This is a genomic window from Streptodolium elevatio (assembly GCF_053592165.1).
Genome location: NZ_JBSFVE010000002.1, coordinates 560,634 through 584,032, shown reverse-complemented (window position 1 = coordinate 584,032; position 23,399 = coordinate 560,634). Strand labels below are relative to the sequence as shown.

The window sequence follows — 23,399 nt, the reverse complement described above, 5'->3', positions numbered from 1 at the left end:
AACCCGGGGCACGGGGGACGGGCCCTTGCCCCGGGTTCGTCAAAGGGGGTGGCGGGCGCCGTCCCCCGGCGTGGGCGCTACTTGAGCGCGTTGTCGATGGCGGTCAGCAGTTCTCCGTCGGCGGTGTCGCCGCTGAACTCCCAGAAGAACGCCCCGCCGAGGCCCTGGTTCTTGGCGTACGCCATCTTCGTGGCGATGGTCGCCGGGGTGTCGTAGCTCCACCAGTTCGATCCGCAGTGCGCGTACGCGGTCCCGGCGATCGTGCCGGTCGGCGGACAGGTGTTGCGGAGCACCTTGTAGTCCTCGTTGCCCTGTTCGTACGTGCCCGGCGCCGGTCCGGTGGCGGTGCCGCCGGGGGCGCTCTGCGTGACCCCGGTCCAGCCCCGGCCGTAGAAGCCGATGCCGAGGTTCAGCTTGGCCGCCGGGATGCCCTTGGCCTTGTACTTCTGGATCGCCGCGTCGCTGTTGAACCCGGCGGTCGGGATGCCGGGGTACGACGTCAGCGGGGAGTGCGGGGCCGTCGGACCGGTGGTCGCCCACGTCCCGAAGAAGTCGTACGTCATGACGTTGAGCCAGTCCATGTACTGCGCGGCGCCCGCGTAGTCCGCGGCGTCGATCTTGCCGCCCGGCGTGGCGTCCGCCGTGACCGCGGCGGTGACCAGGTAGTTCGCGCCGAACCGGGCGCGCAGCGCGGACATCATGGTGCGCAGGCTCGCCGATCCGCTGCTGTCACAGGTCAGACCGCAGGCATTGGGGTACTCCCAGTCGATGTCGATGCCGTCGAACACGTCCGCCCAGCGCGGGTCTTCGACCAGCCGGTAGCAGGATTCGGCGAACGCCGCCGGGTTCTGCGCGGCCTGCCCGAATCCGCCGGACCAGGTCCAGCCGCCGAACGACCACAGGATCTTGATGTTCGGGTACTGCTGCTTGAGCTTGCGCAGTTGGTTGATGTTGCCGGCGATCGGCTGGTCCCAGGTGTCCGCCACGCCGTCGACCGAGGAGGCCGCGTCGTACGTCTTCTGGTAGTCCGCGTACGCGTCGCCGATCGTGCAGGCGCCGCCCGTGACGTTGCCGAACGCGTAGTTGATGTGGGTGAGTTTGCCCGCGGATCCCGACGTGACGAGGTTCTTCACGTGGTAATTGCGCTGGTAGACACCCCAGTTGGTGAAGTATCCGAGCCGGATCTTGTCGCCGCCCGGACCGCCTCCACCGGTCGTGGTCACCGGGACCTCCGGCGACGGGGGTCCGCTCTGGCCCGCGGTGTCCCGGGCGGTCACGGTGTAGATGTACGTGGTCCCGGCGGACAGCCCCGTGTCGGGGTGCGAAGTGCCGGTCACCGTGGCGATCTTGGTGCCGTTGCGGAAGACGTCGTAGTTCTGCACGCCGTGGTCGTCGGTGGCGGCCGGCCAGGTCAGCGTGAGCGAGTGGTCCTGCACGTTGCCCGCCACCGGGGTGCCCGGTGCGGAGGGCGGGTTGTCACCGGGGGTGCCGCCGTCGCACGAGGCGCCGTTGATCCGACAGCCGGACGGAGCGCCCGGTCCGGCGCCGTTGAAGCCGAAGGTGACGCTGGCGCCGGGGGAGAGGGTGCCGTTCCACGACTTGTTCCGGGCGGTCCAGTGGTTGCCCGACGAGGTGACGTCGGCGTCCCAGAACCCGGTGACCCGGGTTCCGGTGGGGTAGTCCCATTCGACGGTCCACGAACTCAGCGTCGTGGTACCGGTGTTCTTGACGACCCACTGGGCGCCGAAGCCGGAGCCCCAATCCTGGGTCCTGGTGTAGGTGGCGGTGGCCGACGTGGCCGCGGCCGCCGTCTTCGACAGGCCGATCAGCACTCCGAGGGGGAGGACGAAGGCGATGAGCGCGGCGGTGATTCTCGCGCCGGGCCTTGACGGCCATCCTTCGCGCGGGCGGCGAGCACGGGTGCGCGTTGCACTGCTCAAGACTGCTCCCGAGTGAGGTCCGACATGCTGGGAGGTGGGACCTGCTCCGTCCGGCGAACCCGCGGCAACCGCACGCGTTCGCCAAGCAGTGCCGCGATACTAGAAAGGTCTGGACCATATGGTCAATGGTCCAGACCAAATCCGAAAAATGCTCACGCCGCCGGCGGCCCGCGGAGCGTCAGGGCCCGTACGACGAACACGGTTTCCATCGCGCACAACGCCACGCCGAGGGTGACATGCGCGGCGAGCGAGCTCGCCAGCCCAAGTGCGGTCTGGGTGAACGTGGCCGCCAGGATGACGACGGCCGCCTTCAACGGCCACGTCACCCGGCGGTTGCCGCGCCACACCAGGACGGCCGCGACCACCTGGAGGAACACCAGCAGTTCGAACACGTAGGCGTTGACGCCGTGTGGGTCGATCGTCGAGACGTCGCCGTTCAGCAGCATTCCGGCGAGCAGGCCCTGCACCAGGGTCTCAAAGCAGGCAAGGGCGGTCGCGACCCGCAGCAGCGTGACCGCGCCGCGCCCGGGCACCCGTCCGGCCGCCACGACCGCAGCGCCTCCGTCGCCTCGGGAGATCTCACCCCGGGGAGAGGTGTCGTGCATGGAAGTCCTCATTTCTTTCGGTAGCCCGGGAGGGGTGACAGGGCCAAAGGGCGTCCGGTCCACAGGCATACGGGTCCACGGGTCCACGGAGGGCCAGGTCCGCCCGGCCGGTTCAGGACCGGGCGTCGAGCCATTCCCGGAAGGTGGGTCCGCCGAGCTTGGCGTGCGGGCCGGGCAGGAACCCGCCGGCCGCCGCGATCTCGGCGTCGGGTATGCCGGAGCCGTCGACGCCGACCACCTTGATGCCGCGGCGTGCGCCGAGCTGTTCGGCCACCTCGGACAGGATCTCCCTGCGGGGGCCGGCGACCTCGGGGACCGGCACTCCCGGGCCGGGCTGCGCGGCGTCGGGGTCGGCGGCCAGGTCGACCAGCGTTTCGGCCACGGTGCGGCAGGCCACGAGCTGGGTGGGCAGAGCGGGGACGTAGGCGACGTCGCCCTGCCGCCAGTCCAGGAGCTGTCCGACGAACTCGTGGAACTGGGCCGCCCGCAGAATGCGGGCGGGCAGGGGGCCGGAGAGGTTGGCCTCTTCGTGCACCTGCTGGGCAGCGATGAAGCCGGCGGTGGCCTTGTCCGCACCGATGATCGACACGGCGACGATCCGGTCGGCGCCGGCCCGCCGACCGGCCGCGTGCAGGTTTGCGGTGGCGGTACGGAAGAACTCCGTGGCGGCCTCCTGGTCGGAGGCGTGCCATGACGCGACGTCGATGATCACGTCGACACCGGTGAGCGCGTCGGCCAGGCCCTCGCCGCTGATCACGTCCACCCCGGTGGCGCGGGACATCGGCACCACGGGGAAGTCCCGTTCCGAGAGGACGCCCACAACGTGGCGTCCCAGTCGTCCGGTTGCTCCTACGACGGCGAATTTGCCGGTGCTCATCTCGCGTGCCTCTCTCAGGGGTTCAGGTGTTCACGTGGTCGGGCGCCAGGGACGCCTGGTCGGCACGGCGGCGCACCGGACTCGCGGTGCATACGCTCGGCGTGCCGACGTACACGAGACGTCGGCCTCCCGCCGCGTGTAACAGTCGCGGCCGTGTGATGCAGACCACGCGTCGTGGGTGTTACGCGACAGCGACGACCGGCGTCCAGTGCACGGACCACGGCCGGGCACGGCGGGGAAGCGAACAGGCGGGAGCGGCGGTATGGGCGAGGAGAGCGGACAGGCGACGAACACATCCGAGCCGCCGGACCGCGGCGCCCGGGCCGAGGCGGCGGACGGCGCCACCGAAGTGTTCCTGGCCCACCGCAACCTGCTGTTCACCGTCGCCTACGAGATTCTCGGTTCGGCCGCGGATGCCGAGGACGTCCTGCAGGAGACCTGGCTGCGGTGGACGGCCGTCGATCCGGCGATGGTGCGCAAGGAACGCGCGTACCTGGTGCAGATCGCCACCCGGCAGGCCCTCGACCGGGTGCGCGCGCTGGGTCGGCGCAAGGAGTCCTACGTGGGGCCGTGGCTGCCCGAACCGCTGCTGACCGCGCCGGATGTGGCGGAGGACGTTGCCCTGGCCGACAGCGTCTCGATGGCGATGCTTCTGGTGCTGGAGACGCTCGCCCCGGTCGAACGGGCGGTGTTCGTGCTCCGCGAGGTGTTCGACCTCTCGTACGAGGAGATCGCCGAGGCCGTCGGCAAGAGCCCGGCCGCGGTGCGCCAACTCGCCTATCGGGCCCGGGCGCACGTAGCCGCGCGCCGGCCGCGCGGCACCGCCACCCCGGCCCAGACCAGGGCCGCGCTCCGCGCCTTCCAGATGGCGGTGGAAACCGGCGAACTGCAGGCCCTGCTCGACATCCTCGCCCCCGACGTCGTCGCCCTCAGCGACGGTGGCGGAGTGCGGCACGCCCTGCTGCGGCCCGTCGTGGGCGCCGACCAGGTCGCCCGCCTCCTGGCCGGCGGCTGGTGGAAACGCGAGGCGGCAAGGTCGCTCGAACCGGTGGAGATCAACGGTGGACCGGCTCTCCTGGTCCGGGTGAACGGACAGGTCGACGGCGTCCTGGCCGTGCGTGTCGAGAACGGCTACGTCACCGGCGCCTACCACGTCCGCAACCCCGACAAGTTGTCGCACGTTGCGCACGAGATCGCCATCAGCCGCTGATCCCGGAAGCCCGCGCTCCGGCGCGTCCGCGACACTAGGTCCGCGTTCTCATTACCAACGGCTATGGCGGCTTGTATTGGACCGGTCGGGGCACCTCGGACCAGGCTTACTGACGTACCGCCGAACGGGGGTACGGCACACGAGCGCGGTACGACAGGAGCCCCACATGAGCACGAACCGCATCTGGCTGATCACCGGCGCGTCCTCGGGATTCGGACGCGAGATCGCCCGTGCGGCACTGGACGCCGGGGACACCGTCGTCCTCACCGCCCGCAGGCCGGAGGTGCTTGCGGACGTCGTCGCGGCGCACCCGGACCGGGCCGCCGCCATCGCCCTCGACGTCACCGACCCGGAGCGCGTCAAGGCCGCCGTCGCGGAGACCGTCGAGCGCTTCGGCCGCATCGACGTGCTGGTCAACAACGCCGGGCGTGCCCACCTCGGCGCGGTCGAGGAGACCACCCAGGCCGAACTGCGCGACCTGATGGACCTGCACTTCTTCGGGCCCGCCGCCCTCACCCGCGAGGTGCTGCCGCACATGCGCGCCGCGCGGACGGGCGCGATCGTCCAGATGAGCAGCATGGGCGGGCAGCTCGCCTTCGCGGGCGTCGGAGCGTACTGCGCCGGCAAGTTCGCGCTCGAAGGCATGACCGAGGCGCTCGCCCAGGAAGTCGCGCCGCACGGCGTCAAGGTCATGATCGTCGAGCCGGGCGCGTTCCGCACCAACCTCAACGGGGGCGCCCTCACCGCTTCGGAGCCGCTCGAGGCGTACGCCGACACCGTCGGCAAGCTCCGCGTCGACTTCGTGGCCGCCGACGGCACGCAGCCCGGAGACCCCTCGAAGGCCGCGGACGCCATCCTCGCCGCGCTCGACGCCGACGACACGCCGCTGCGCCTCGTGCTCGGCAACGACGCCATCGACGCGGTCCTCGCGCACGGCGACCAGGTGCGCGCCGACATCCACGCCTGGGAAGCGACCGGACGCGGCCTCGAGTTCGCGTGACCCGCGCGGGCGCCCGTGGGGGTCAGGCCCAGTACGGCCGGGCCGACTCCCACGCGCGCCGGGCGAACTCGGCCACGCCCAGCTCGGCCAGGCGCGGGTTGATCACCTCGACGCTCACCAGCCCGTCGAACCCGACGGTGTCCAGCGCCGTGCGGAATCCGTGCAGGTCGAAGACGCCGTCGCCGGGCATGACGCGGTTCGACATCGCCTCGGTGGCGGTGTCCGCGTCCGGCCCGAGGAGCTGCGGGTGGTCGCAGAACTGCACGTACGCCAGCTCCTCGACGGGGAGCCCGGCCAGCTCGTCGAGCGTGTTCGGCCCGTTGAAGACGTGCCACGAGTCGACCAGCACACCCGACCGCTCGACGCCCGCGTGCCGGACCAGCGTGCGGGCGTCCGCGATCGTCGCGATCGGGGTGAACGGCAGGAACTCCACCGCCGCCTTGCCGCCCGCCGCCGCGAAGATCTCCGCGCAGCCGGCGAACAGGTCCCGGCAGCGGGCATCGGCGGGCAGCGTGACCATGCCCAGCGCGTACGCCGACCCGAACTCCGCCATCGCCTCCGCGACCTGCCGCGCGCCGTCCAGCGTCGAGGCCTCGTCGTCGGCGACCACGAACCCCAGCATCTCGGGACACGCCAGGTCGGCCGCGCGCATCCGGTCCGCCAACTGGCCCAACGTGCGGCCGGACTCGGCGTAGGCCGCGAGGGTGAAGGCGTCCAGGCTCAGCGCCTCGAACCCGGCCGCCCGCACGCCGTCCAGCAGTTCGGCGAAGTCGACCGGCTCCTTCGCGCCCGCGTACGGCGAGAAGGTGAAGGTGTTGAGGCACAGCTTGGCCACGTCGCAGCTCCGATCCGGGGAGGCCGGCGCGAGCTCGCCGGACGTCTGACGCTATCTCAGATGCCCGTCCTTTTCGACGGCCTGGTTCGGGTAGTCGAACATCAACAGGGTTCCGCGTCGGACGCCGCATCGAGTGGCCGCACACAAGGTCGACCACGCGGCGTCCACAGCGGGGACCCGGTGTGGTACTTGTGAGGTCGACTTCGCGGAGGGCTCAGTGACTACCGAAAACGCGTACCGCTACGGCATCACCGTCCCGCTCAACGCCCCCTTGGGCGAGCACCCGCGCCTCGTGCGCGAACTCGTCGCGGCGGGCTACACGGACATCTGGTCGGCGGAGGTCGACGGGCTGGACGGGTTCACCCCGCTGACCGTCGCCGCGCTCGCCGACCCGTCGGTGCGGCTGGGGACGGCCATCGTGTCGCCGTACACACGCGGACCCGCGACCCTCGCGATGAGTGCGGCGGCCCTCGCCGAACTGGCGCCGGGGCGGTTCCAACTCGGCGTCGGGTCGGCGTCGCAGCTGATCGTCGAGTCGTGGAACGCCGCCGAGTTCGCCCGGCCGTACCACCGCGTGCGCGACACCGTCCGGTTCCTGCGCGCGGCGTTCACCGGGGAGAAGGTGACCGAGCGGTACGAGACCTTCTCGGTACGCGGCTTCCGCCTCACCCGCGTGCCCCAGGAGCCGCCGCAGATCCTGGTCGCGGCGCTGCGCGAGGGCATGCTGAAGCTCGCCGGGCGCGAGGGGGACGGCGCGATCGTCAACTGGCTCTCGCCGGACGACGTGCGCACGGTGGTGCCGTACGTCCACGCGGGCGGGCCGGGCAAGGAGATCGTCGCGCGCATCTTCGTGTGCCCGTTCGACGACCCGGTCCTCGTACGCTCGATCGGGCGCCGCATGATTACCTCCTACCTCAACGTCCCGGTGTACGCCGAGTTCCACCGCTGGCTGGGGCGCGGCGAGATCCTCAAGCCCATGTGGGACGCGTGGGCGGCCGGCGACCGCAAGAAGGCGCTCGAACTGGTCCCGGACGAACTCGTGGACGACCTCGTCGTGCACGGCACCCCGGAGCGCTGCCGCGCGCGCATCCAGGAGTACGTCGACGCGGGCGTCACCGTCCCGGTCGTCGCCGTGATCGACCCGCGCCCCGACGCCGACCCGCTGGAAGCCGCGCTGTCGCTCGCCCCGCGGCGCTGACCCTCGGTCGCACACCGCCTGGTGTCACACCGGGCGGATCATGCAGACGCGCGGCCACCGGTCGAGCCCGTGCGCGGCCTCTTCGGCGCGCACGGCCCGCAGTTCCGGTCCCGCGTCCGCCTCGCCCAGCACGGCGAAGCCCAGGCGCGCGTAGTACGGGGCGTTCCACGGGACTTCGGCGAACGTGGTCAGTGTCAGCGCGGGCATGCCGCGCCCGGCCGCATGTTCCGCGGCGTGGTCGATCAGGGCTCGCCCGACACCGCGCCGCGCGTGGTCCGGGTGCACGGACACCTGCTCGACGTGCAGGTTGCCGTCGACGGACTTGGCGATCAGGTACGCGCCGGGCCGGGCGTCCTCCTCGACCGCGACCCATGCACGTCCGGCGACCCGGTACGCGTCCAACTCGCCGAGCGGCAGCGGCTCGTCACCCGCGATCTCCGGCATGCCCACGTCGAGGAAGCACCGTCCCGCCGCGACCTCGATGTCCTGGAGGTCGGGCAGTTCGTCCGCGGCGACAACTCGAATGCGCATCCCCCCAGTCTGCCGCCCCCACCCCGGGCATGATGACCGCATGACGGGGCCAGGGGACGCGACCGAGTACACGACCGCGCAAGCGGCTGAGCACACGGCCGAGCACACGACCGAAGCCACGTCTGAGCACACGCCCGATCGCACGCCGGCGCATCGCGACGAGACAACAGTCGACATCGTCATCGCCTGTCTGCGCGGGGCGGTCGTGTCAAGCGTGCTCGGAGTGTTTGCGATGCTCGCGCCCGGCGGTGCCGCGCGTCGGATCGTCTTCGCGGTCGCCCTCGCCGCCGGCGCGGCGGCGGCCGTCCATTACCTGGCCCGCAGGGGCCACGTCGTTCGCCGCCCCGGAGGGCGTTCCGCGCGGCAGCGCGACGCTGCCTGATAGGCCGGGCTTCGCTGCCCGGCGTGGGCTTTCCCAAAAGCCGCTATCGGTGCCGATCGTGACTATTGTGTGCCGATTCCGGCGTGCCGATAATGCGGTCTCCTTGAATAATAGAAGCGCGTCTATTTGGTCGACTCAATCATGCATAGTGCCTTGTAATCATTTGTGATCATGGCTGTGAGCTGCCCATATGATCGGAACCGCGAAAGTCTCGCAAAACTATGCATGGGCAGATGCACGTGCATCTGCACGCGATCACGCTCGATGTGCTCATTCTTCGGCGCCGGATTGCATTATCGTGATGGCTCGGTCGCGTGCCCGGCGCAGGCGCAGCCGACACCTGCGCAGCTTTCGCCCTTCGCCCGTCGGCCGACAACGGGAAGCCGCCCGGAACCCCGTGAAGGGAGAACCGGGCCGTTCCGTACACCCCTCCGCGAAGGAGAGTTCACACCGATCATGTCCACCTCCACACCACCCGGACAGCCCGCTCGACCCGCCCGGGACCATCTCCGCACCCTGATGCTCGCCCTGCTCGCGCTCACGGTCGCCGTCACAGCCGTGGCCGTCGTCGCCACCCCCGCCCCCGAGATCACCGCGGCACTGATCGGCGCCGGCGGGCTCGTGTGGGCCACTGTCCTCGGCGCGCTGATCCGGAAGTGGCTGAGCGACGCGGGCTGACCGCGTTCGGGCGTCCGGCGTCGCCCGAACGGCGGTGGGCGGATGCGCGGTATGCCTGGCGGGGTCAGGGTGGAAGGCGGGGGTAACCAGACACCCGACGCACCATGAGGAGACGCCGTGGCCGGCGACGACAGCACGATGGACAAGCTCAAGGGCAAGGCGAAGGAGGCCGTGGGCAAGGTCACCGGAGACTCTCGCCTCGAGGGCGAGGGCCAGACGGACCAGACCAAGGGCAAGGCCAAGGACGCGGTGCAGAACGCCGCCGACAAGGCGCGCGGCGCCAAGGACTCGCTGACGCGCAAGGACGACGACGCCTGAGCGAGCCCCACCGGACACGCAGAGGCCACGCCCTTGCGTCGCCCCGCGGGATCACCCCGGGGCGACGAACAGGGGCGTGGCCGACGCGCGTTCGCGCTCCGCTTCCGCTACTTTTCCGCTGCCTTTTCCGCTGTCGTCAGGAAGCCGGAGTACGCTCCGCCGCCCGGAGCGCGGCGTGTTCGGCGATCAGCGCCGCATAGCGCCGACCCGAGTCCTTCATCGTGCGGCGCTGGGTCTCGTAGTCCACGTGCACGAGGCCGAAGCGGTGCGCGTAGCCGTAGGCCCACTCGAAGTTGTCGAGCAGCGACCACGCGAAATGCCCGGCAAGGGGCACTCCTCGGACCAACGCCCGCCCACAGGCCGCGAGATGCCCTTCGAGGTACGCCGTCCGCTCCGCGTCCCGCACCTCGCCGTCCGCGTCGACGGTGTCCGGCCAGGCCGCGCCCGACTCCGTGACGTAGAGCCTGCGCGCGCCGTACTCGGCCGCCGCCCGGACCAGCAGCTCTTCGAGGCCGTCCGGGTGGACCTCCCAGTCCATGCCGGTGACCGGTGAGCCCGGGACCGGGAGTTGGCGTGCGTAGGGGGCGGGGCCGTCCGGGTCGGCGGTGACGATCTGGCGGAAGTAGTAGTTGATGCCCAGGTAGTCCAACGGCTGCGCGATTACCGCGAGGTCGCCGGACCTCTCGGGCAGGTCGACGCCGTACAGCTCCCGCATGTCGGCCGGGAAGCCGCGGCCGTGCACGGGGTCGAGCCACCACCGGTTCACGTGCCCGTCGGCGCGTACCGCGGCCGCCACGTCCTCCAGCCGGTCGCTCGCGGGTTCGATCGGGCTGAGGTTGACCACGTACCCGACCTGCGGCGTGCGCGGGGCCTCGGCGCGGATCGCCTGGGTGGCGAGGCCGTGGCCGAGGAGCAGGTGGTAGGACGCGCGTACGGCGGCCTCCAGGTCGGTCAGGCCCGGCGCCATCCGGCCTTCCAGATGCCCGATCCAGGCCGAGCACAGGGGTTCGTTCAGCGTCGTCCAGTCGGTGACGCGGTCGCCGAGGGCGGCCGCCACCGCACCGGCGTACTCGGCGAACCGCTCGGCGGTCGCACGCGAGGTCCAGCCACCGACGTCCTGGAGTCCCTGCGGGAGGTCCCAGTGGTAGAGGGTCGCGAACGGACGGATCCCGGCGGCCAGCAGTTCGTCGACGAGCCGGTCGTAGAAGGCGAGTCCGCGGGCGTTGACCGGTCCCGAGCCGGTCGGGACGATCCGGGGCCACGCCACGGAGAAGCGGTACGCACCCAGGCCCAACGAGCGCATCAGCGCGACGTCTTCGGAACTGCGGTGGTAGTGGTCGCAGGCGACGTCGCCGGTGTCACCGTTGGCGACGGCTCCCGGGACCCGGCTGAAGGTGTCCCAGATCGACGGCAGTCGGCCGTCTTCGGCGACCGCGCCTTCGATCTGGTAGGCGGACGTCGCCGCGCCCCAGACGAAATCCTCGGGGAACTCGGACAGGTCAGGCATGCGTACGGTCTCCCGGGTCGTGCCGGCGGTGCGGCTGTGCGGATCGTGTGCAGCAACTTGCTGGGGTTCGAAGTCGGCGAGCGGGTACGTCACTTGACCGCCCCCGCGGTGAGTCCGGCGACCAAGTAGCGCTGGAGGAAGAGGAATCCGGCCACGACCGGCACGCTGACCACCAGCGACGCCGCCATCACCTGGTTCCAGTACACGTTGTTCTGCGTGGAATAGCCCTGCAGGCCGACGGCGAGCGTGCGGGTCGACTCGTCGGTCATGACGGACGCGAACAGGACCTCGCCCCATGCGGTCATGAAGGCGTACACGGCGACGGCCACGATCCCGGGCGACGCGGCCGGGATCACCACGCGCATCAGCGCGCCGATCGGGCCGTTGCCGTCCACGAGGGCGGCCTCGTCCAGGTCGCGGGGGATGGAGTCGAAGTAGCCGACCAGCATCCAGATCGAGAACGGGAGCGAGAAGGTCAGGTAGGTGATGATCAGCCCGAGGCGGCTGCCGTACAGCTCGACGCCCGTGGCGTTCCCGATGTTGACGAACAGCAGGAACAGCGGGAGCAGGAACAGGATCCCGGGGAACATCTGGGTGGACAGCACCGACACCGAGAAGACCTGCCGCCCGCGGAAGCGGTGCCGGCTGATGGTGTACGCGGCGAACACCGCGATCGTCACCGAGAAGACCGTGGCGGTGGTGGAGACGATGAGGCTGTTCACGAAGTAGTCGGCGAGCGGGACGGTGTCCCAGATGTCGATGAAGGGCTGCACCGTCAGGTCGGACGGCCACCAGCGGAAGTTGCCCTGTACGTCGGGCAGCGGCTTGAGCGACGACGTGACCATCACGTACACCGGGATCATCGCGAAAGCGGTCAGCAGCGACAGCCCGACCCATCGCACCCAGCGGAACCAGCGCGGCTCAAGCATCGGACTTCCCCCTCCGTATCCGGCCCACCCCGAGGTAGACGGCGGTCACCAGCAGCAGGAACAGGAGCAGCAGCACCGACATCGCCGATCCGGTGCCGAAGTTCCAGGTGACGAACGAGTTCTGGTAGATGTGGATCGAGATGAGGTCGGCTTCGTCGGGCGCCGACTTGCCGAACAGCACGTACGGCGTGTTGAAGTCGTTGAAGGTCCACAGGAAGAGCACGAGCAGCACCACGCGGTTGACCGGCGCGAGCATCGGGATCGTGACGCGGCGGATCTGCTGCCACACTCCGGCGCCGTCCAGCGCGGCGGCCTCGTAGACGTCGCGCGGGATGTTCTGCAGCGCGGCCATCAGGCACAGGAACGCGAACGGCCAGGTCCGCCACACGGCGGTGACCACCAGCGCCCAGAAGCTGTTTCCGCCGATGAGCCAGAACGGCCGGTCGTCGACCAGCCCGAGCTGGTCCACCAGCACGTGGTTCACCAGACCGGTGTCGCGCTGGAACATGAACCCGAAGGTGATCACGCCGGTGTAGACCGGCAGCGCGTACGGCACCAGGAACAGCGCCCGCAGGAAGCCGCGGCCGCGGAACGCGCCCTGCATGAGGATCGCGCCGGTGATGCCGAGCAGCCAGGAGATGCCGACGACCAGCACCGTGAACATCACGGTCACCCAGAACGAGTCCAGCAGGGCCTTGCCCACCGGGCCGTCGAAGTCCACCGCGAGCCGGTAGTTGTCGAACCCGGCCCCGGGGGCGCTGGTCCAGTGCCGGATGTGGAACTGGGTGAGCTTCAGGAAGCTCATCCCGATACCGACCGCCATGGGGATGACGTGCACGAGGAGTTCGAGGACGATAGCGGGCGCGAGCAGGACGTACGGCAGCGCGCTGCGGGGGATCCGGAACCGTCCGCGCGGGAACCGTCCGCGGGCGGTCGGCTTGCCGAGGCCGCCCGGCCCGTCGTCCGGCGGGTCCTCGGCGACCGGGTCCCGGCGGGTGGTCGTGGCGGCCATCGGGTCGTTCCTTCCTGCGATCCCCGCGCGGGAGCGCGGTGCGGTGCGGCGTGGTGAGCGCTTCCTGACGAGGGCGCTTCCTCACGTGGGCGCTGCCTGACCGGGTGCTTCCCGAAGAGGCGCTTCCTGACGGCGAGCGTGGTGAGGGAGCGTCGTAGGGGGAGGGAGCACGTCGTGACGGGAGGGGCGCGGTGCGGCGGCGGGGCCGGAACGGATTCGCCGGCCGCCTCGGCGGGTGCCGCCGCACCGCGGTCTCCAGGGGTCCCGCGCGGCGGTCAGCCGGCGGCGACCATCTTTTCCTGCGCCTCGTCGAGTGCGGACTTGACGGCGGCCTCGGTGACGTCCTTGCCGGACGCGGCATCAGCGATGAGCTTCTTGACCGCGTTGCCGACCAACGTCTCGAACTGGCTCTCCGCGGGAACCTGCGGCAGCGGTGCGGCGGTTTCGGCCAGGGCCTGCTGGAAGACCTTGACGCCCTCGGTCTGGAAGGCCGGGTCGTCGTAGGCGTCCTTGACCGACGGCAGCGACCCGTACGTTTTGTTGAGTGTCTTCTGCGTCTCGGCGCTCGTCATGAAGGCCATGAACTCGAACGCCGCGTCCTTCGCGTCGGAGTCCTTGAACACCGCCATGTTGATGCCGCCGACCATGCTGTTGATCCGCGGCGCCCCGGCGGGTGCGGAGGCCGGGAAGGGGATCGGCGCCACGCCGATGTCGTCCGGGTTCATGCCGTTCGAGACCAGCGAGCCCTGCGCGGCCTGCCACATCAGCATCGCGGACTTGCCGGTGGCGAAGTCCTTGAGCGACTGGGTGCCTTGGCTGTACTCGGCGTTGCTGGGGTTGACGATCTTGTCCTTGGCGAGCAGGTCGACGTACCGCTTGACGCCCTGGACCATCTGCGGCGAGTTGAAGGCGGGCTTGCCGTCCTTGGTGAAGATCTCGGCGCCGTACTGCTTGCCGAACGTGAAGGCGTGGTGCACGCCTTCGGTGTAGCTGCCGCCCTCCAGGGCGAGGCCCCAGCGGCCGTCCGTGCTCAGCTTGCGGCCGACCTCGGCCATCTCCTCCCAGGTCTTGGGCGGTTGGACGCCGGCCTCCCGGAAGATCTTCTTGTTGTAGTAGAGGGCGTACGAGCTGCTGTAGATCGGCAGGCCCATCGGGGGCTTGCCCTCCGCGCCGGTGGCGGCGTACGGGGTGGCCAGGAAGCGGTCCTTGCCGCCGACCTTGGCGAGCACCGTGTCGTCGATCGGCACGAACGCGTCCGTCGCCTGGAGCGAGGCGGACCAGGTGTTGCCGATGTTCAGGATGTCCGGCCCCTTGCCGGAGGTGGTCGCGGCGAGGATGCGGTTGAGGAGGTCGTCCCACGGCACGACCTCGAGGTCGACCTTGATCCCGGTGCGCTGCGTGAACTTGTCGAGTTCGGGCTGCAGCACCTGCTTGTCGTGCTCGATGCTGGTGCCCTGGTTGGTGGCCCAGTACGTGATGGTCTTGCCGGCGGACCCGCCGGGGCCGCCCGAGGCGCCGCCGTCGTCGTCCGAATCGGACCCGCCGCATCCGGCCAGGACGAGGGCCGACAGGGTCAGTGCCAGAGCAGGGGCGACTCTTCGAACACGTCGTACTCGCACGATGACCGACTCCTCAGCTGCAGGGGACTTTGTTCGCGGTGTGATTTAACTGGCGGTGAACATCACCGTCAAGAGCAAGACACCGGCGAACTTCCCGGTAAAATCTGCTTGACCAGCTTGTTTCAAGAGTTGAAGTATGTGGACGCACGACGAGGGTGGGAGCCACGATGGAGTCCGGCAGGCAGTCCGACAAACTCAGTACGGTGCAGGGTCTGCGGCGCGCCAACCGCGCCCAGGTCCTCCAGCGGCTGTACGCCGACGGCCCGCTCAGCAGGCCGGACCTGACCCGCCTGACCGGACTCAGCCAGGCGACCGTCAGCAACGTCGTCGGCGACCTCGTCGAGGCGGGAGTCGTCACCGAGGCCGGCGCGCTGGACAGTTCCGGCGGGCGCCCCCGGGTGCTCCTGCGCGTCGAGCCGGACCACGCCCGCGTCATCGGCGTCGACGTCGGCGAAACCGGCGTGAAGGTCGAGCTGTTCGACCTCGGCATGCGCGAACTCGCGCGCGCCGACTTCGCGTTGTCCGCCCAGGGGGCCGACGTGGACGAGGTCGTGCGGCACATCCTGGCCGGCCTCGACAAGGTCTGCCGTGACGCGGGCGTCGACCCGTCCGCCGTCATGGGCGTGGGCATCGGGGTGCCGGGCCTGGTCGAGCACGGCGCCGCGGACGCGGGCCCGGGGGAGCACGCCGACCTGCTGGTCCACGGCCAGACCACCGGCTGGGAGGCGGTCCCGTTGCGGCGCCTGCTGCGCGAGGGCACCGATCTGCCGCTGCACATCGACAACGGCGCCAAGACGATGGGCCGAGCCGAGATGTGGTTCGGCTCGGGCCGCGGCGTCGGCAATGCGGTGATGATCCTGCTGGGCTCCGGCATCGGAGCGGCCATCGTCACCGACGGCAGGATGTACCGCGGCTCCACCACCAGCGCGGGCGAACTCGGCCACCTGACCGTCGATGTCGGCGGACGGCGGTGCCGCTGCGGCGCGCTCGGCTGCCTGGAGGCGTACGTCGGCGCCGAGGCCATCCTCGACCGCTACCGCGAACTGCGCCCCGACGACGTGCTGACCGGCGCCGACGAGGAGACCCGCATCGCCGCCCTGGTTGCGGCCGCGGACATCTCCGCGGACGCGGCCTCGGTCCTGGAGACGACCGCGCTCTACCTGGGCGTCGGCATCGGCAACCTGGTCAACCTGTTCAACCCGCAGCGCATCGTGCTGGGCGGCTGGGCGGGACTGGCCATCGGGGGCCGCATGCTCCCCGCGATCCAGGCCGCGGCCGCCGACCACGCCCTGCGAAGGCCGTTCGCCGGCACCACGATCGAACTGGCACGCCTGGGACCGGACGCGGTCGCGCTGGGCGCGGCCACGCTGCCGGTCGAGCGCTTCCTGCTCGCGGGCGGCATCCCCGACTGAGCCGGTGCGAGCGTTCGAACCCGTATCCGTATGGCGCGAATTCGGGTGACACGGTCGCGGCCCGCACCTAATGTGCAACGGTCTCGCGAAGGAGGCCGCAAGGTGAACGGGCCGGCGCAGTTGCTGAGCCACGCGCCGGACCACATCCTCGTCCCGCTGCTGGAGCGGTGCTCCGCCGACCTGCGCGGCGCCATCCTGGCCGGGACGCACGGTGCGGACCGGCGCGTCGTCGACGCCGTGATCACCCGCGGCTCACCGGTGTTGCGCCACACCCTGGCCGCGAACCAGGCGCTGGCACCCGAGGACCTGGAGCGGCTGGCCGACCGCGCCGACGGCCGGACCGCCTGGCGGCTCGCGCTGCACCCGCGCGTCCACCGCGACCTGATGGTGCGCGTGATGGCGATGGCCGACCCAGGCCGCGCGCTGCTGGACAGCCGCCCGTACGACCGCACGCGACACGAGCAGTACGCGCTGGTCGAGTCGCCCGACGCGGCGTACGTCGTCCACGGACTGCGCGGGATCTTCCGCGACGGGACGCTCGCCGACCGGGCCGTGGTCCTGCGCGCGGGGCACAACCTCCTGCGACTCCTCGGGCCGGAGCGGGGCCACGCGATGTTCGCCAGACACGGGACCACCCTCGGCAAGAAGGAAGCGGACGTGGTCGCCCGCGCGTTCAGGCACTCCGACGGTCCGGGCATCCTGCATCGGCTGAGCACCTTCAAGGCGCGAAAGCGGCCGCTGATCGCCCAGTTGCGCCGGCACGACACCATGTGGCTGTCCGACGAGCCCACGGGCTACCGCCCACCGAGCCTGTTGCACCCCTCGGGCCTGCACCTGCTGTTGCTGGCCCCCCACGTGCTGGACTGGGACGAACTGATGCGCTGCGACGCGCAATTGCGCTGGGGCACAGTGGCCACGCTCATCCTCGGGGACCAGCCGGGGTGCCCCGACGAGTTCAGGGCTCGCGCCGACGTGGTCCGCGCCGACCCGCGTACGACCGGCGTCGCCGCCGACCCCGCGCGGGTCCTCACCCCGTGGTGGTTCCGCGTCCCGCCGGGCCCGACGGCGGCCACCCTGGCCGGTGTTCCGCCGCCGCCTCCCGCACCTCCGGCGCTCAGGCCCTATGAACACCTGACCCCCGAGGCCCGCGCGCACGCGCTGGGCACGCTCGCCGCCGCGTCCCTCGGCGACCGGATCGACGCCTGGCTCGTGGCCCTGCGCCTGCTCCCCGACTTCCCGGGGTCCCTCCCTGAACTCCTCGACACGTCGACCCGCGCCACCGTCTGATTGCTGACCTGCCGACGACGCGGTGGCGGTCCGGTAGGTCGGTTGGGGGTCCCGGACCATTCGTCAGTCGTCGTCGCCCAGGGTCTCCAGCAGTGCGCGCAGGCCGGAGGCCAACGCCTTGCGCTGTGCCGCGCCCAGTCCGGAGAGCATGCGCTCTTCGGTGGCCACGTGGTCGGGCAGGGCGGCGTCGATCAGGGTGCGGCCTTTGTCGGTGAGCCCGACGCACACGTTGCGTGCGTCGGCATCGCCGCGCGTGCGTGTCACCAGACCGCGCGCCTCCAACTTGTCGAGGCGCTGACTGATCGCGCCGGAGGTGACCATCGACGCGCGCATCAGTTCCGCCGGGGTGAGGCGGTGCGGCGGGTCGCTCCTGCGCAGGGTCGCCAGCATGTCGAACGACGGCCCGTCGAGGCCGTGTTCGGCGAAGGTCCGGCCCATCTCCGCCTTGGCCAGGCGCGCGGCCCGGGACAGGCGGCCGAACACCTCCATCGGCGACACGTCCAGGTCGGGACGCTGACGGCCCCACTGCTCGACGATGCGGTCCACATGATCAGCCACACCGCCACGGTAGCGGATCTCTTAGCGTTGAGATATATTTCTCTTAGCACTAAGAGATTGACCGGAGGGGTGGACCATGCGCATCACCGTGTTCGGAGCGGCCGGGAACGTCGGCAGCCGCGTCGTCGCCGAGGCATTGGCCCGGGGGCACGAAGTCACCGCCGTCGTACGCGACTCCGCGCGCTTCGCGGACCTGCACCCGGACGCCGCACACCGCGTCGGCGACGCCGCACGCGTCGAGGACGTCGTCGCGCTCACCGCCGGGCAGGACCTCGTCATCGGGGCCACGCGCCCGGCACCGGGCAGCGAGGCCGGACTCCTGGCCGCCACGCGCGGACTGCTCGCGGGGGCGGAGCGGACCGGCGTACGCCTGCTCCTCGTCGGCGGCGCGGGAAGCCTCGCCGTGCCCGGCACCGACGGGCTGACCGTCATCGACTCGCCCGACTTCCCGGCCTCCTGGCGACCGATCGCCCTCGCGTGCGGCGAGCAGTTGGACGCGGCGCTGGCTGCCCCGGCGTCGGTGGACTGGGCGTACCTGAGCCCGTCGGCGGTCCTGGAACCCGGCGTGCGGACCGGTGCCTACCGGGTGGGGGGCGACGAGCTCGTCGTCGACGCGGAGGGCAACTCGTCCGTCTCCATGGAAGACCTCGCCGTCGCCCTGGTCGACGAGGCCGAGCACCCCAAGCACCACCGCACCCGCTTCACCGTGGGCTACTGACTACCGGGAGAACACGGGCTATCGGCGGCGGATGCGGGCTCCTCGGCACAGCGGGGACGGGACGGGCGCCGCCGGGGTCGCGGGTTCGTCGGGGCCGCCGGGGTCGGTCGGCTGCGTGATGTCGCCGGAGTACCGGACGACGGGGACGACACAGGGCCGCGAACGGCGGCCGGCGGTAGTGCTCATGGGCGTTCGATCTCCCGCCGCACCCCGGATCAGACAGGTGTGCGACCGCCGGTCAGCCGTGCGGCGCAGAAGATCGACCCGGTCGGCGGTACCTCGTCACAACCGTGTCACGGTGCCTGGGCGCTGTCCCCCGCAAGGGAATTCCCCGTATCCGCGGAAATCCGGTGCTGGGTACCGTCGAGGCTGGTCGAGCCTGTCGGGGGAGGCAGCCATGCTTGAAGAGTTCGTGCGATTGCCGGGGCGGACGAGCGGCGGCGGAGGGGGTCGCGGGGGTCGCGGCGGTGGCGGCGGCACCGGAGGCGGGGGCGGAGGGTACGGAGGTTTCGGGGGAGGCGACTTCGGCGGCGGCCTCGAATGGTTCCTGTTCGTCCTGGTGTTGGCCGGCGCCATCTGGCTGGGGGTTTACCTGCACCGGGCGAGCCAGGCGCAGCAGCGGGCGCAGTTCCTGGCGAGCGTCCCGCCGCCCCCGTCCGTGCCGCCGTCGGCCTACCCGCCACGGCCGCAGTGTCCCGCCCTGATGCACACCCCGACGATGTCCGTCCCGCCGCGCCCGCCGGCGCCGCCGCCGTGACCGCCGGGCTCAGAGACCCAGCACCCGCAGGGCGTTCGTGCGCAGGAACTTGGGCCAGACGTCGTCCTTGAAGCCGACGTTCGGGAGTTCGGCGAAGATGCGGTCGAGGGTCAGGCCGTAGGGGAAGTAGCCCGCGTACATGACCTTGTCGGCGCCGCGCGTGTTGGCGTAGTCGACGATCTCGCGCGGGTAGTGCTTGGGCGCGAACGCCGACGAGGACCAGTGCAGGCCGGGCCACTTGAGCATGAGCTTGACGGCGAGGTCGCACCACGGCTCGCCGCCGTGCCGCATCACGACGGTGAGCTCGGGGAAGTCGTAGCAGACCTGGTCGAACCGCATGACGTCCTGCGCGGTCGCGGGGACGCGCGGGCCGGGGATGCCGGCGTTGACGAAGACCGGCAGGCCGAGGTCGACGCACGCCGCGTACATCGGGTACGCGAGGCGGTCGTCGATCGGCACCGGGGGAGTGCAGCCGCAGGGGAAGAACGACGCCGCGACGACGCCGGCCTCCTCGCGGGCGCGGCGCAGCGCGCGTACGCCTTCCATGATGTTGGTCGGGTCGACCTGGAAGCTGCCCAGGAGCCGGTCCGGATGGCGGCGGACGGCGTCGACGGTGCCCTCGTCCTGGAACGAGACCGGGATCAGCGCCTTGTCGATCCCGAACCCGTCCATGGCGCGCAGCAGGTCGTCGGCGGACGAGGCGGAGCGCTCCATCTCGGGGAGGTCCTTGAACATGTAGCCGGCCGGGTGTGTCATCCCGCTGCGGCTGTCCTCGTCCCGCAGCGTCCCGGCCATGGCGGTGGCCCACCAGCGGCGGTCCTTGTTCGGCAGGCCCATCAGCAGGTCGACTACCCCGATGTCGGACGGGAAACCCATGGCACACCTTTCGTGCGAACGCCGGGGCCCCGGCGGCTACCGGCCGCCGGGACCCCGGAACGAAATCGACAAAGCTCCGGATCCCCGCGACGACCGCTAGCGCGTCACGATGATCGACGAGCCGTGCCCGAACAGGCCCTGGTTCGCGGTGATGCCGACCTTCGCGTCCGGCACCTGCCGCGCGCCCGCCTGGCCGCGCAGCTGCCAGGTCAGTTCGCACACCTGGGCGATGGCCTGGGCCGGGACCGCCTCGCCGAACGAGCCGAGGCCGCCCGACGCGTTGACCGGGATACGCCCGGTGACCTCGGTCTCGCCGTCCCGCAGCAGCTTCTCCGCCTCGCCACGGCCGCAGATCGCCAGGTCCTCGATCCAGTCCAGCTCCAGCGCGGTGGACAGGTCGTAGACCTCCGCGAGGCTGAGGTCCTCGGGGCCGAGGCCGGCCTCCTCGTAGGCCGCATGCGCCAGCGACGCGCGGAAGGACAGGTCGTTCGGCCGCCCGGCGGCCGACGAGTCCGTCGCGATGTCCGGCATCTCGATGACCGCGCTCGGGAAGGTCGGGGTGACGGTCGAGACCGCCGAGATGCGCACCGGCTTGGTGGTGCGCTTGGCCGCGAACTCCTTGCTGCACAGCACCACGGCGGCGGCGCCGTCCGAGGTCGCACAGATGTCCATGAGGCGCAGCGGGTCGGCCACCACGGGGGACGCGGCGACGTCTTCGAGGGTGAACGCCTTCTTGTAGCGGGCGTTCGGGTTGTGCAGGCCGTTCTTCGCGTTCTTGACCTTGACCTTGGCGAAGTCCTCGACGGACGCGCCGTACAGGTCGATGCGTCGGCGCGCGTACAGGCCGAAGTACGTCGGGTTGGTCGCACCGAGCACGTGGAAGCGCACCCAGTCCGGGTCGTCGGGGCGGTCGCCGCCGACCGGGGCGAAGAAGCCCTTGGGTGCGGCGTCGGCGCCCACGACGAGGGCCACGTCGACCAGGCCGGCGAGGATCTGCGCACGGGCGTTGGCGATGGCCTGCGAGCCGGAGGCGCACGCGGCGTACGAGCTGGAGACGCGGGCACCGGTCCAGCCGAGCGCCTGCGCGAAGGTGGCGCCCGCGACGAAGCCCGGGTAGCCGTTGCGGATGGTGTCGGCGCCCGCGACGTACTGGATGTCGCGCCAGTCGAGGCCGGCGTCGGCGAGCGCGTCCTGCGCGGCCTTGATGCCGTACTCGACGAAGTTGCGGCCCCACTTGCCCCACGGGTGCATGCCGGCACCGAGGACGACGACCTCACGTTCCCGGGTCATGCGGTTGCTCCCGTCGGCTTGAACTTCCAAGTGGTGTAGACCTGCTCGTCGGTCTCGTAGAGCACGCCGGGGACGATCTCGACCTCGGCGCCGACGGTCAGGTCGTCGACGGTGATACCGGGCTCGGCCTGGCCGAGGACGATCATGCCCTCTTCGGCGAGCTGCACGGCGACGATGGTGAAGGGCACCCACTCGGTGTCCGGGTCGGAGACGTAGGGGGCAGGCGGGCGGTAGCCGGCGTTGGTGTACGACCACACGGTGCCGCGGCCCGAGAGCTTGATCTCCTCGAACTCGGTGCCCGCGCACGCGGGGTTCTTGCAGAACGTGTCCTGCCGGGGGAAGAACACGGTCCCGCAGGCGGTACACCGGGTGCCGAGGAGGCGGAAGTCCTCGTCGTCCGTGGTGAACCAGCCGGGGACCACAGGCTTGTGGTCCTTCATCGCCTGGGCCTCCTTCGTCTCGGGTGCAGTCCTCTCCGGACGGTTCCGGTGGAGGCTGTGCGGTTGTGGGCCCGGCGGGCCCACCCCCCTATTCTGACGGTACGTCAGTTACCTGAGGCAAGGTGGTCGGCAGTAGCACTGCTCACAATCCGTGTCCCCGACCTGGTCGGGGCGTACGCGCGACCGCGCGACTGCGGCGGGCCCGGCCGGGCACGGTGAGGGGATGGCCCGGCCGGGGGCTCTGGAGGCGTGACGCCGCGTCAGCGTGCGGGGGCGACAGGCGGGCGGTAGTCGCGGGGCACCAGGCCCGAGCGCCGCCACAGCAAGAGGCCGGGGCCGCCCATGAGGTTGGTCTCCTCGAAGAACGCGACCAGGCGGCGCGCCCACGCCCGCATGGTCTCGTCGCGGTACGGGTTGGCCAGCGCCTCACGACGGGCGAGCTTCGGGTCGAGGCCCACCGCCGCGTAGACGTTCGGGTGGATCAGGTGGTGCGCGATGACGTGCGCCGACCGCGCGATGACCAGGCGGCTGAACTCCAGCTCCGCACGGTTGAGCCGCGGCGAGCGCCGGATGACCTCCTCGCGCGCGTACCGGACGTGCCGGGCCTCCTCGATCACGTGGATGCGGGACACGTCGCGGACGAGCGGCTGGATCGTCTCGTCCTGCATCATCTCGCGCTGCGCGCTGTCCAGGATCTCCTCGGCGATCAGCGCCGCGGCGAAGGTCTGGACGCCGAACCCGATGGTCTTCATGGCCCGGCCGAGCTCGTGCGCGTAGCGCCCGGGGCCGTAGTTGGGCGCCTCGAACTTCTCGATCATGCGGCCGAACATCGTCGAGTGGCGGCACTCGTCGGCTATCTCGGTGAACGCGTACTGGATGTGGCGGCTGGTCATGTCCTGGTCGTACGCGTGCCGGATCAGCAGCTGCATCAGGATGACCTCGAACCAGATCCCGACGCTCGCGGTGCTCGCGACCTCGTGCCGCGTCAGGTCGACGCGCTGCGCCGGACTCATGCGCGCCCAGGTGCGGGTGCCGTAGAGCGTGCAGCGCTTCTCGTTGATGAAGTACGTGTCCGGGAGCAGCGGAGCGTCCCAGTCGATGTCCTTCAGCGGGTCGAAGGAGTTCTTCGCGGACGCGGCCAGCAGGCGCTCCGCGGTCAGCTCGCGGTCCTTGATGCCAGGCGCAACCGGCATGCCGGGCCTCCTCGATCGTCCGTGGTGCGCGTGAGTATCGGGTCGTACAGCTGAGGTGTTACCGCAAGTAACATCCCGCCTCGGGGGCGCCGCTGTCAACCTTCCGGCGTACCTCGAGGGGTGCGCCGCGGGCGGGCGGGTGGCATTCTCGGGCGCGGTCGACAGTCAGGTCGACCCGAGCCCATCCCGGTACGCCCGGCCGAGAACCCGGTCGGCGGCCGTGACGT

25 protein-coding genes are annotated in these 23,399 nt (G+C 70.9%); 10 read left to right on the top strand and 15 right to left on the bottom strand.

The genetic code is table 11. The annotated features are described in order from the left end of the window. Positions 1-77 precede the first annotated feature (77 nt). From ACWD12_RS06795 to ACWD12_RS06785, 3 genes are all read right to left on the bottom strand, one after another. The gene (locus ACWD12_RS06795) at positions 78-1,940 is read right to left on the bottom strand and encodes a glycosyl hydrolase family 18 protein (protein WP_450098638.1); all 1,863 of its coding nucleotides are present in this window, start codon (positions 1,938-1,940) and stop codon (positions 78-80) included. Between the two features lie 152 nt (positions 1,941-2,092). Then, a complete protein-coding gene (locus tag ACWD12_RS06790) occupies positions 2,093-2,545 on the bottom strand; it encodes a hypothetical protein (RefSeq protein ID WP_450098637.1) in 453 nt (150 codons plus the stop codon). Positions 2,546-2,657: 112 nt separating this feature from the next. Continuing rightward, entirely contained in the window at positions 2,658-3,422 is a 765-nt protein-coding gene (locus ACWD12_RS06785) for an SDR family oxidoreductase (protein WP_450098636.1), read from the bottom strand. 262 nt (positions 3,423-3,684) lie between these two features. Here ACWD12_RS06785 and ACWD12_RS06780 point away from each other — a divergent pair, with 262 nt between their 5' ends. Together ACWD12_RS06780 and ACWD12_RS06775 are read left to right on the top strand one after the other, a co-directional pair. Further along, positions 3,685-4,632, top strand: a complete 948-nt coding sequence (locus tag ACWD12_RS06780; RefSeq protein WP_450098635.1) for an RNA polymerase sigma-70 factor — start codon at positions 3,685-3,687, stop codon at positions 4,630-4,632. Between the two features lie 166 nt (positions 4,633-4,798). Continuing rightward, positions 4,799-5,632, top strand: a complete 834-nt coding sequence (locus tag ACWD12_RS06775; protein WP_450098634.1) for an oxidoreductase — start codon at positions 4,799-4,801, stop codon at positions 5,630-5,632. A gap of 22 nt (positions 5,633-5,654) precedes the next feature. Here ACWD12_RS06775 and ACWD12_RS06770 read toward each other — a convergent pair whose 3' ends face one another. Beyond that, positions 5,655-6,467 (bottom strand): sugar phosphate isomerase/epimerase family protein, encoded by an 813-nt coding sequence (locus ACWD12_RS06770; protein WP_450098633.1) that lies wholly within the window; start codon positions 6,465-6,467, stop codon positions 5,655-5,657. 217 nt (positions 6,468-6,684) lie between these two features. Between ACWD12_RS06770 and ACWD12_RS06765 the strand changes: the two genes are divergently transcribed. Beyond that, on the top strand, positions 6,685-7,665 hold the full coding sequence (locus ACWD12_RS06765) for an LLM class F420-dependent oxidoreductase (RefSeq protein ID WP_450098632.1): 981 nt from the start codon (positions 6,685-6,687) through the stop codon (positions 7,663-7,665). A 24-nt stretch (positions 7,666-7,689) separates the two neighbouring features. On the opposite strand, the gene ACWD12_RS06760 is transcribed toward ACWD12_RS06765, so the two are convergent. Next, positions 7,690-8,196 carry a GNAT family N-acetyltransferase gene (locus ACWD12_RS06760; protein ID WP_450098631.1) on the bottom strand — a complete coding sequence of 169 codons (507 nt, stop codon included), beginning with the start codon at positions 8,194-8,196 and terminating at the stop codon, positions 7,690-7,692. Positions 8,197-8,236: 40 nt separating this feature from the next. Between ACWD12_RS06760 and ACWD12_RS06755 the strand changes: the two genes are divergently transcribed. The 3 genes from ACWD12_RS06755 (at position 8,237) to ACWD12_RS06745 (ending at position 9,574) form a co-directional block, all read left to right on the top strand. Further along, on the top strand, positions 8,237-8,578 hold the full coding sequence (locus tag ACWD12_RS06755) for a hypothetical protein (protein ID WP_450098630.1): 342 nt from the start codon (positions 8,237-8,239) through the stop codon (positions 8,576-8,578). A 456-nt stretch (positions 8,579-9,034) separates the two neighbouring features. Next, entirely contained in the window at positions 9,035-9,256 is a 222-nt protein-coding gene (locus tag ACWD12_RS06750) for a hypothetical protein (protein WP_450098629.1), read from the top strand. A 138-nt stretch (positions 9,257-9,394) separates the two neighbouring features. Next, positions 9,395-9,574 carry a CsbD family protein gene (locus ACWD12_RS06745; protein WP_358354726.1) on the top strand — a complete coding sequence of 60 codons (180 nt, stop codon included), beginning with the start codon at positions 9,395-9,397 and terminating at the stop codon, positions 9,572-9,574. Positions 9,575-9,710: 136 nt separating this feature from the next. Here the strand turns inward: ACWD12_RS06745 and ACWD12_RS06740 are convergent, their stop codons facing one another. From ACWD12_RS06740 to ACWD12_RS06725, 4 genes are all read right to left on the bottom strand, one after another. Then, entirely contained in the window at positions 9,711-11,081 is a 1,371-nt protein-coding gene (locus ACWD12_RS06740; RefSeq protein ID WP_450098628.1) for a GH1 family beta-glucosidase, read from the bottom strand. A gap of 89 nt (positions 11,082-11,170) precedes the next feature. Next, on the bottom strand, positions 11,171-12,010 hold the full coding sequence (locus ACWD12_RS06735; protein WP_358354671.1) for a carbohydrate ABC transporter permease: 840 nt from the start codon (positions 12,008-12,010) through the stop codon (positions 11,171-11,173). Then, a complete protein-coding gene (locus tag ACWD12_RS06730) occupies positions 12,003-13,022 on the bottom strand; it encodes a carbohydrate ABC transporter permease (RefSeq protein ID WP_450098627.1) in 1,020 nt (339 codons plus the stop codon). The genes ACWD12_RS06735 and ACWD12_RS06730 overlap by 8 nt, the downstream gene beginning before the upstream one ends. Positions 13,023-13,297: 275 nt before the next feature. Next, positions 13,298-14,641, bottom strand: a complete 1,344-nt coding sequence (locus ACWD12_RS06725; RefSeq protein ID WP_358354677.1) for an ABC transporter substrate-binding protein — start codon at positions 14,639-14,641, stop codon at positions 13,298-13,300. A 167-nt stretch (positions 14,642-14,808) separates the two neighbouring features. Here ACWD12_RS06725 and ACWD12_RS06720 point away from each other — a divergent pair, with 167 nt between their 5' ends. Both ACWD12_RS06720 and ACWD12_RS06715 read left to right on the top strand, forming a co-directional pair. Further along, entirely contained in the window at positions 14,809-16,053 is a 1,245-nt protein-coding gene (locus ACWD12_RS06720; RefSeq protein WP_450098626.1) for an ROK family transcriptional regulator, read from the top strand. A 102-nt stretch (positions 16,054-16,155) separates the two neighbouring features. Continuing rightward, positions 16,156-17,340 carry a hypothetical protein gene (locus tag ACWD12_RS06715; protein ID WP_450098625.1) on the top strand — a complete coding sequence of 395 codons (1,185 nt, stop codon included), beginning with the start codon at positions 16,156-16,158 and terminating at the stop codon, positions 17,338-17,340. Positions 17,341-17,403: 63 nt separating this feature from the next. Here ACWD12_RS06715 and ACWD12_RS06710 read toward each other — a convergent pair whose 3' ends face one another. Further along, positions 17,404-17,898 carry a MarR family winged helix-turn-helix transcriptional regulator gene (locus tag ACWD12_RS06710; protein WP_450098624.1) on the bottom strand — a complete coding sequence of 165 codons (495 nt, stop codon included), beginning with the start codon at positions 17,896-17,898 and terminating at the stop codon, positions 17,404-17,406. Positions 17,899-17,974: 76 nt separating this feature from the next. Here ACWD12_RS06710 and ACWD12_RS06705 point away from each other — a divergent pair, with 76 nt between their 5' ends. Beyond that, complete coding sequence (locus tag ACWD12_RS06705; RefSeq protein WP_450098623.1) at positions 17,975-18,616, top strand: NAD(P)-dependent oxidoreductase; 642 nt, start codon at positions 17,975-17,977, stop codon at positions 18,614-18,616. 18 nt (positions 18,617-18,634) lie between these two features. On the opposite strand, the gene ACWD12_RS06700 is transcribed toward ACWD12_RS06705, so the two are convergent. Further along, a complete protein-coding gene (locus tag ACWD12_RS06700; RefSeq protein ID WP_450098622.1) occupies positions 18,635-18,802 on the bottom strand; it encodes a hypothetical protein in 168 nt (55 codons plus the stop codon). A 211-nt stretch (positions 18,803-19,013) separates the two neighbouring features. Between ACWD12_RS06700 and ACWD12_RS06695 the strand changes: the two genes are divergently transcribed. Continuing rightward, complete coding sequence (locus ACWD12_RS06695; RefSeq protein WP_450098621.1) at positions 19,014-19,373, top strand: hypothetical protein; 360 nt, start codon at positions 19,014-19,016, stop codon at positions 19,371-19,373. Positions 19,374-19,382: 9 nt separating this feature from the next. Here the strand turns inward: ACWD12_RS06695 and ACWD12_RS06690 are convergent, their stop codons facing one another. The 4 genes from ACWD12_RS06690 to ACWD12_RS06675 all read right to left on the bottom strand — a co-directional run bounded on the left by ACWD12_RS06690 (position 19,383) and on the right by ACWD12_RS06675 (position 23,172). Next, positions 19,383-20,249 (bottom strand): amidohydrolase family protein, encoded by an 867-nt coding sequence (locus ACWD12_RS06690; RefSeq protein WP_450098620.1) that lies wholly within the window; start codon positions 20,247-20,249, stop codon positions 19,383-19,385. A 96-nt stretch (positions 20,250-20,345) separates the two neighbouring features. Beyond that, positions 20,346-21,539, bottom strand: coding sequence for a lipid-transfer protein (locus ACWD12_RS06685; RefSeq protein WP_450098619.1), 1,194 nt, complete (start codon positions 21,537-21,539; stop codon positions 20,346-20,348). Further along, complete coding sequence (locus ACWD12_RS06680) at positions 21,536-21,979, bottom strand: Zn-ribbon domain-containing OB-fold protein (RefSeq protein ID WP_358354699.1); 444 nt, start codon at positions 21,977-21,979, stop codon at positions 21,536-21,538. Before ACWD12_RS06680 ends, ACWD12_RS06685 begins: the two co-directional genes overlap by 4 nt. Before the next feature lie 260 nt (positions 21,980-22,239). Then, positions 22,240-23,172: an AurF N-oxygenase family protein gene (locus ACWD12_RS06675; RefSeq protein ID WP_450098618.1), complete on the bottom strand. Its 933-nt coding sequence runs from the start codon at positions 23,170-23,172 to the stop codon at positions 22,240-22,242. Positions 23,173-23,399 lie beyond the last annotated feature (227 nt).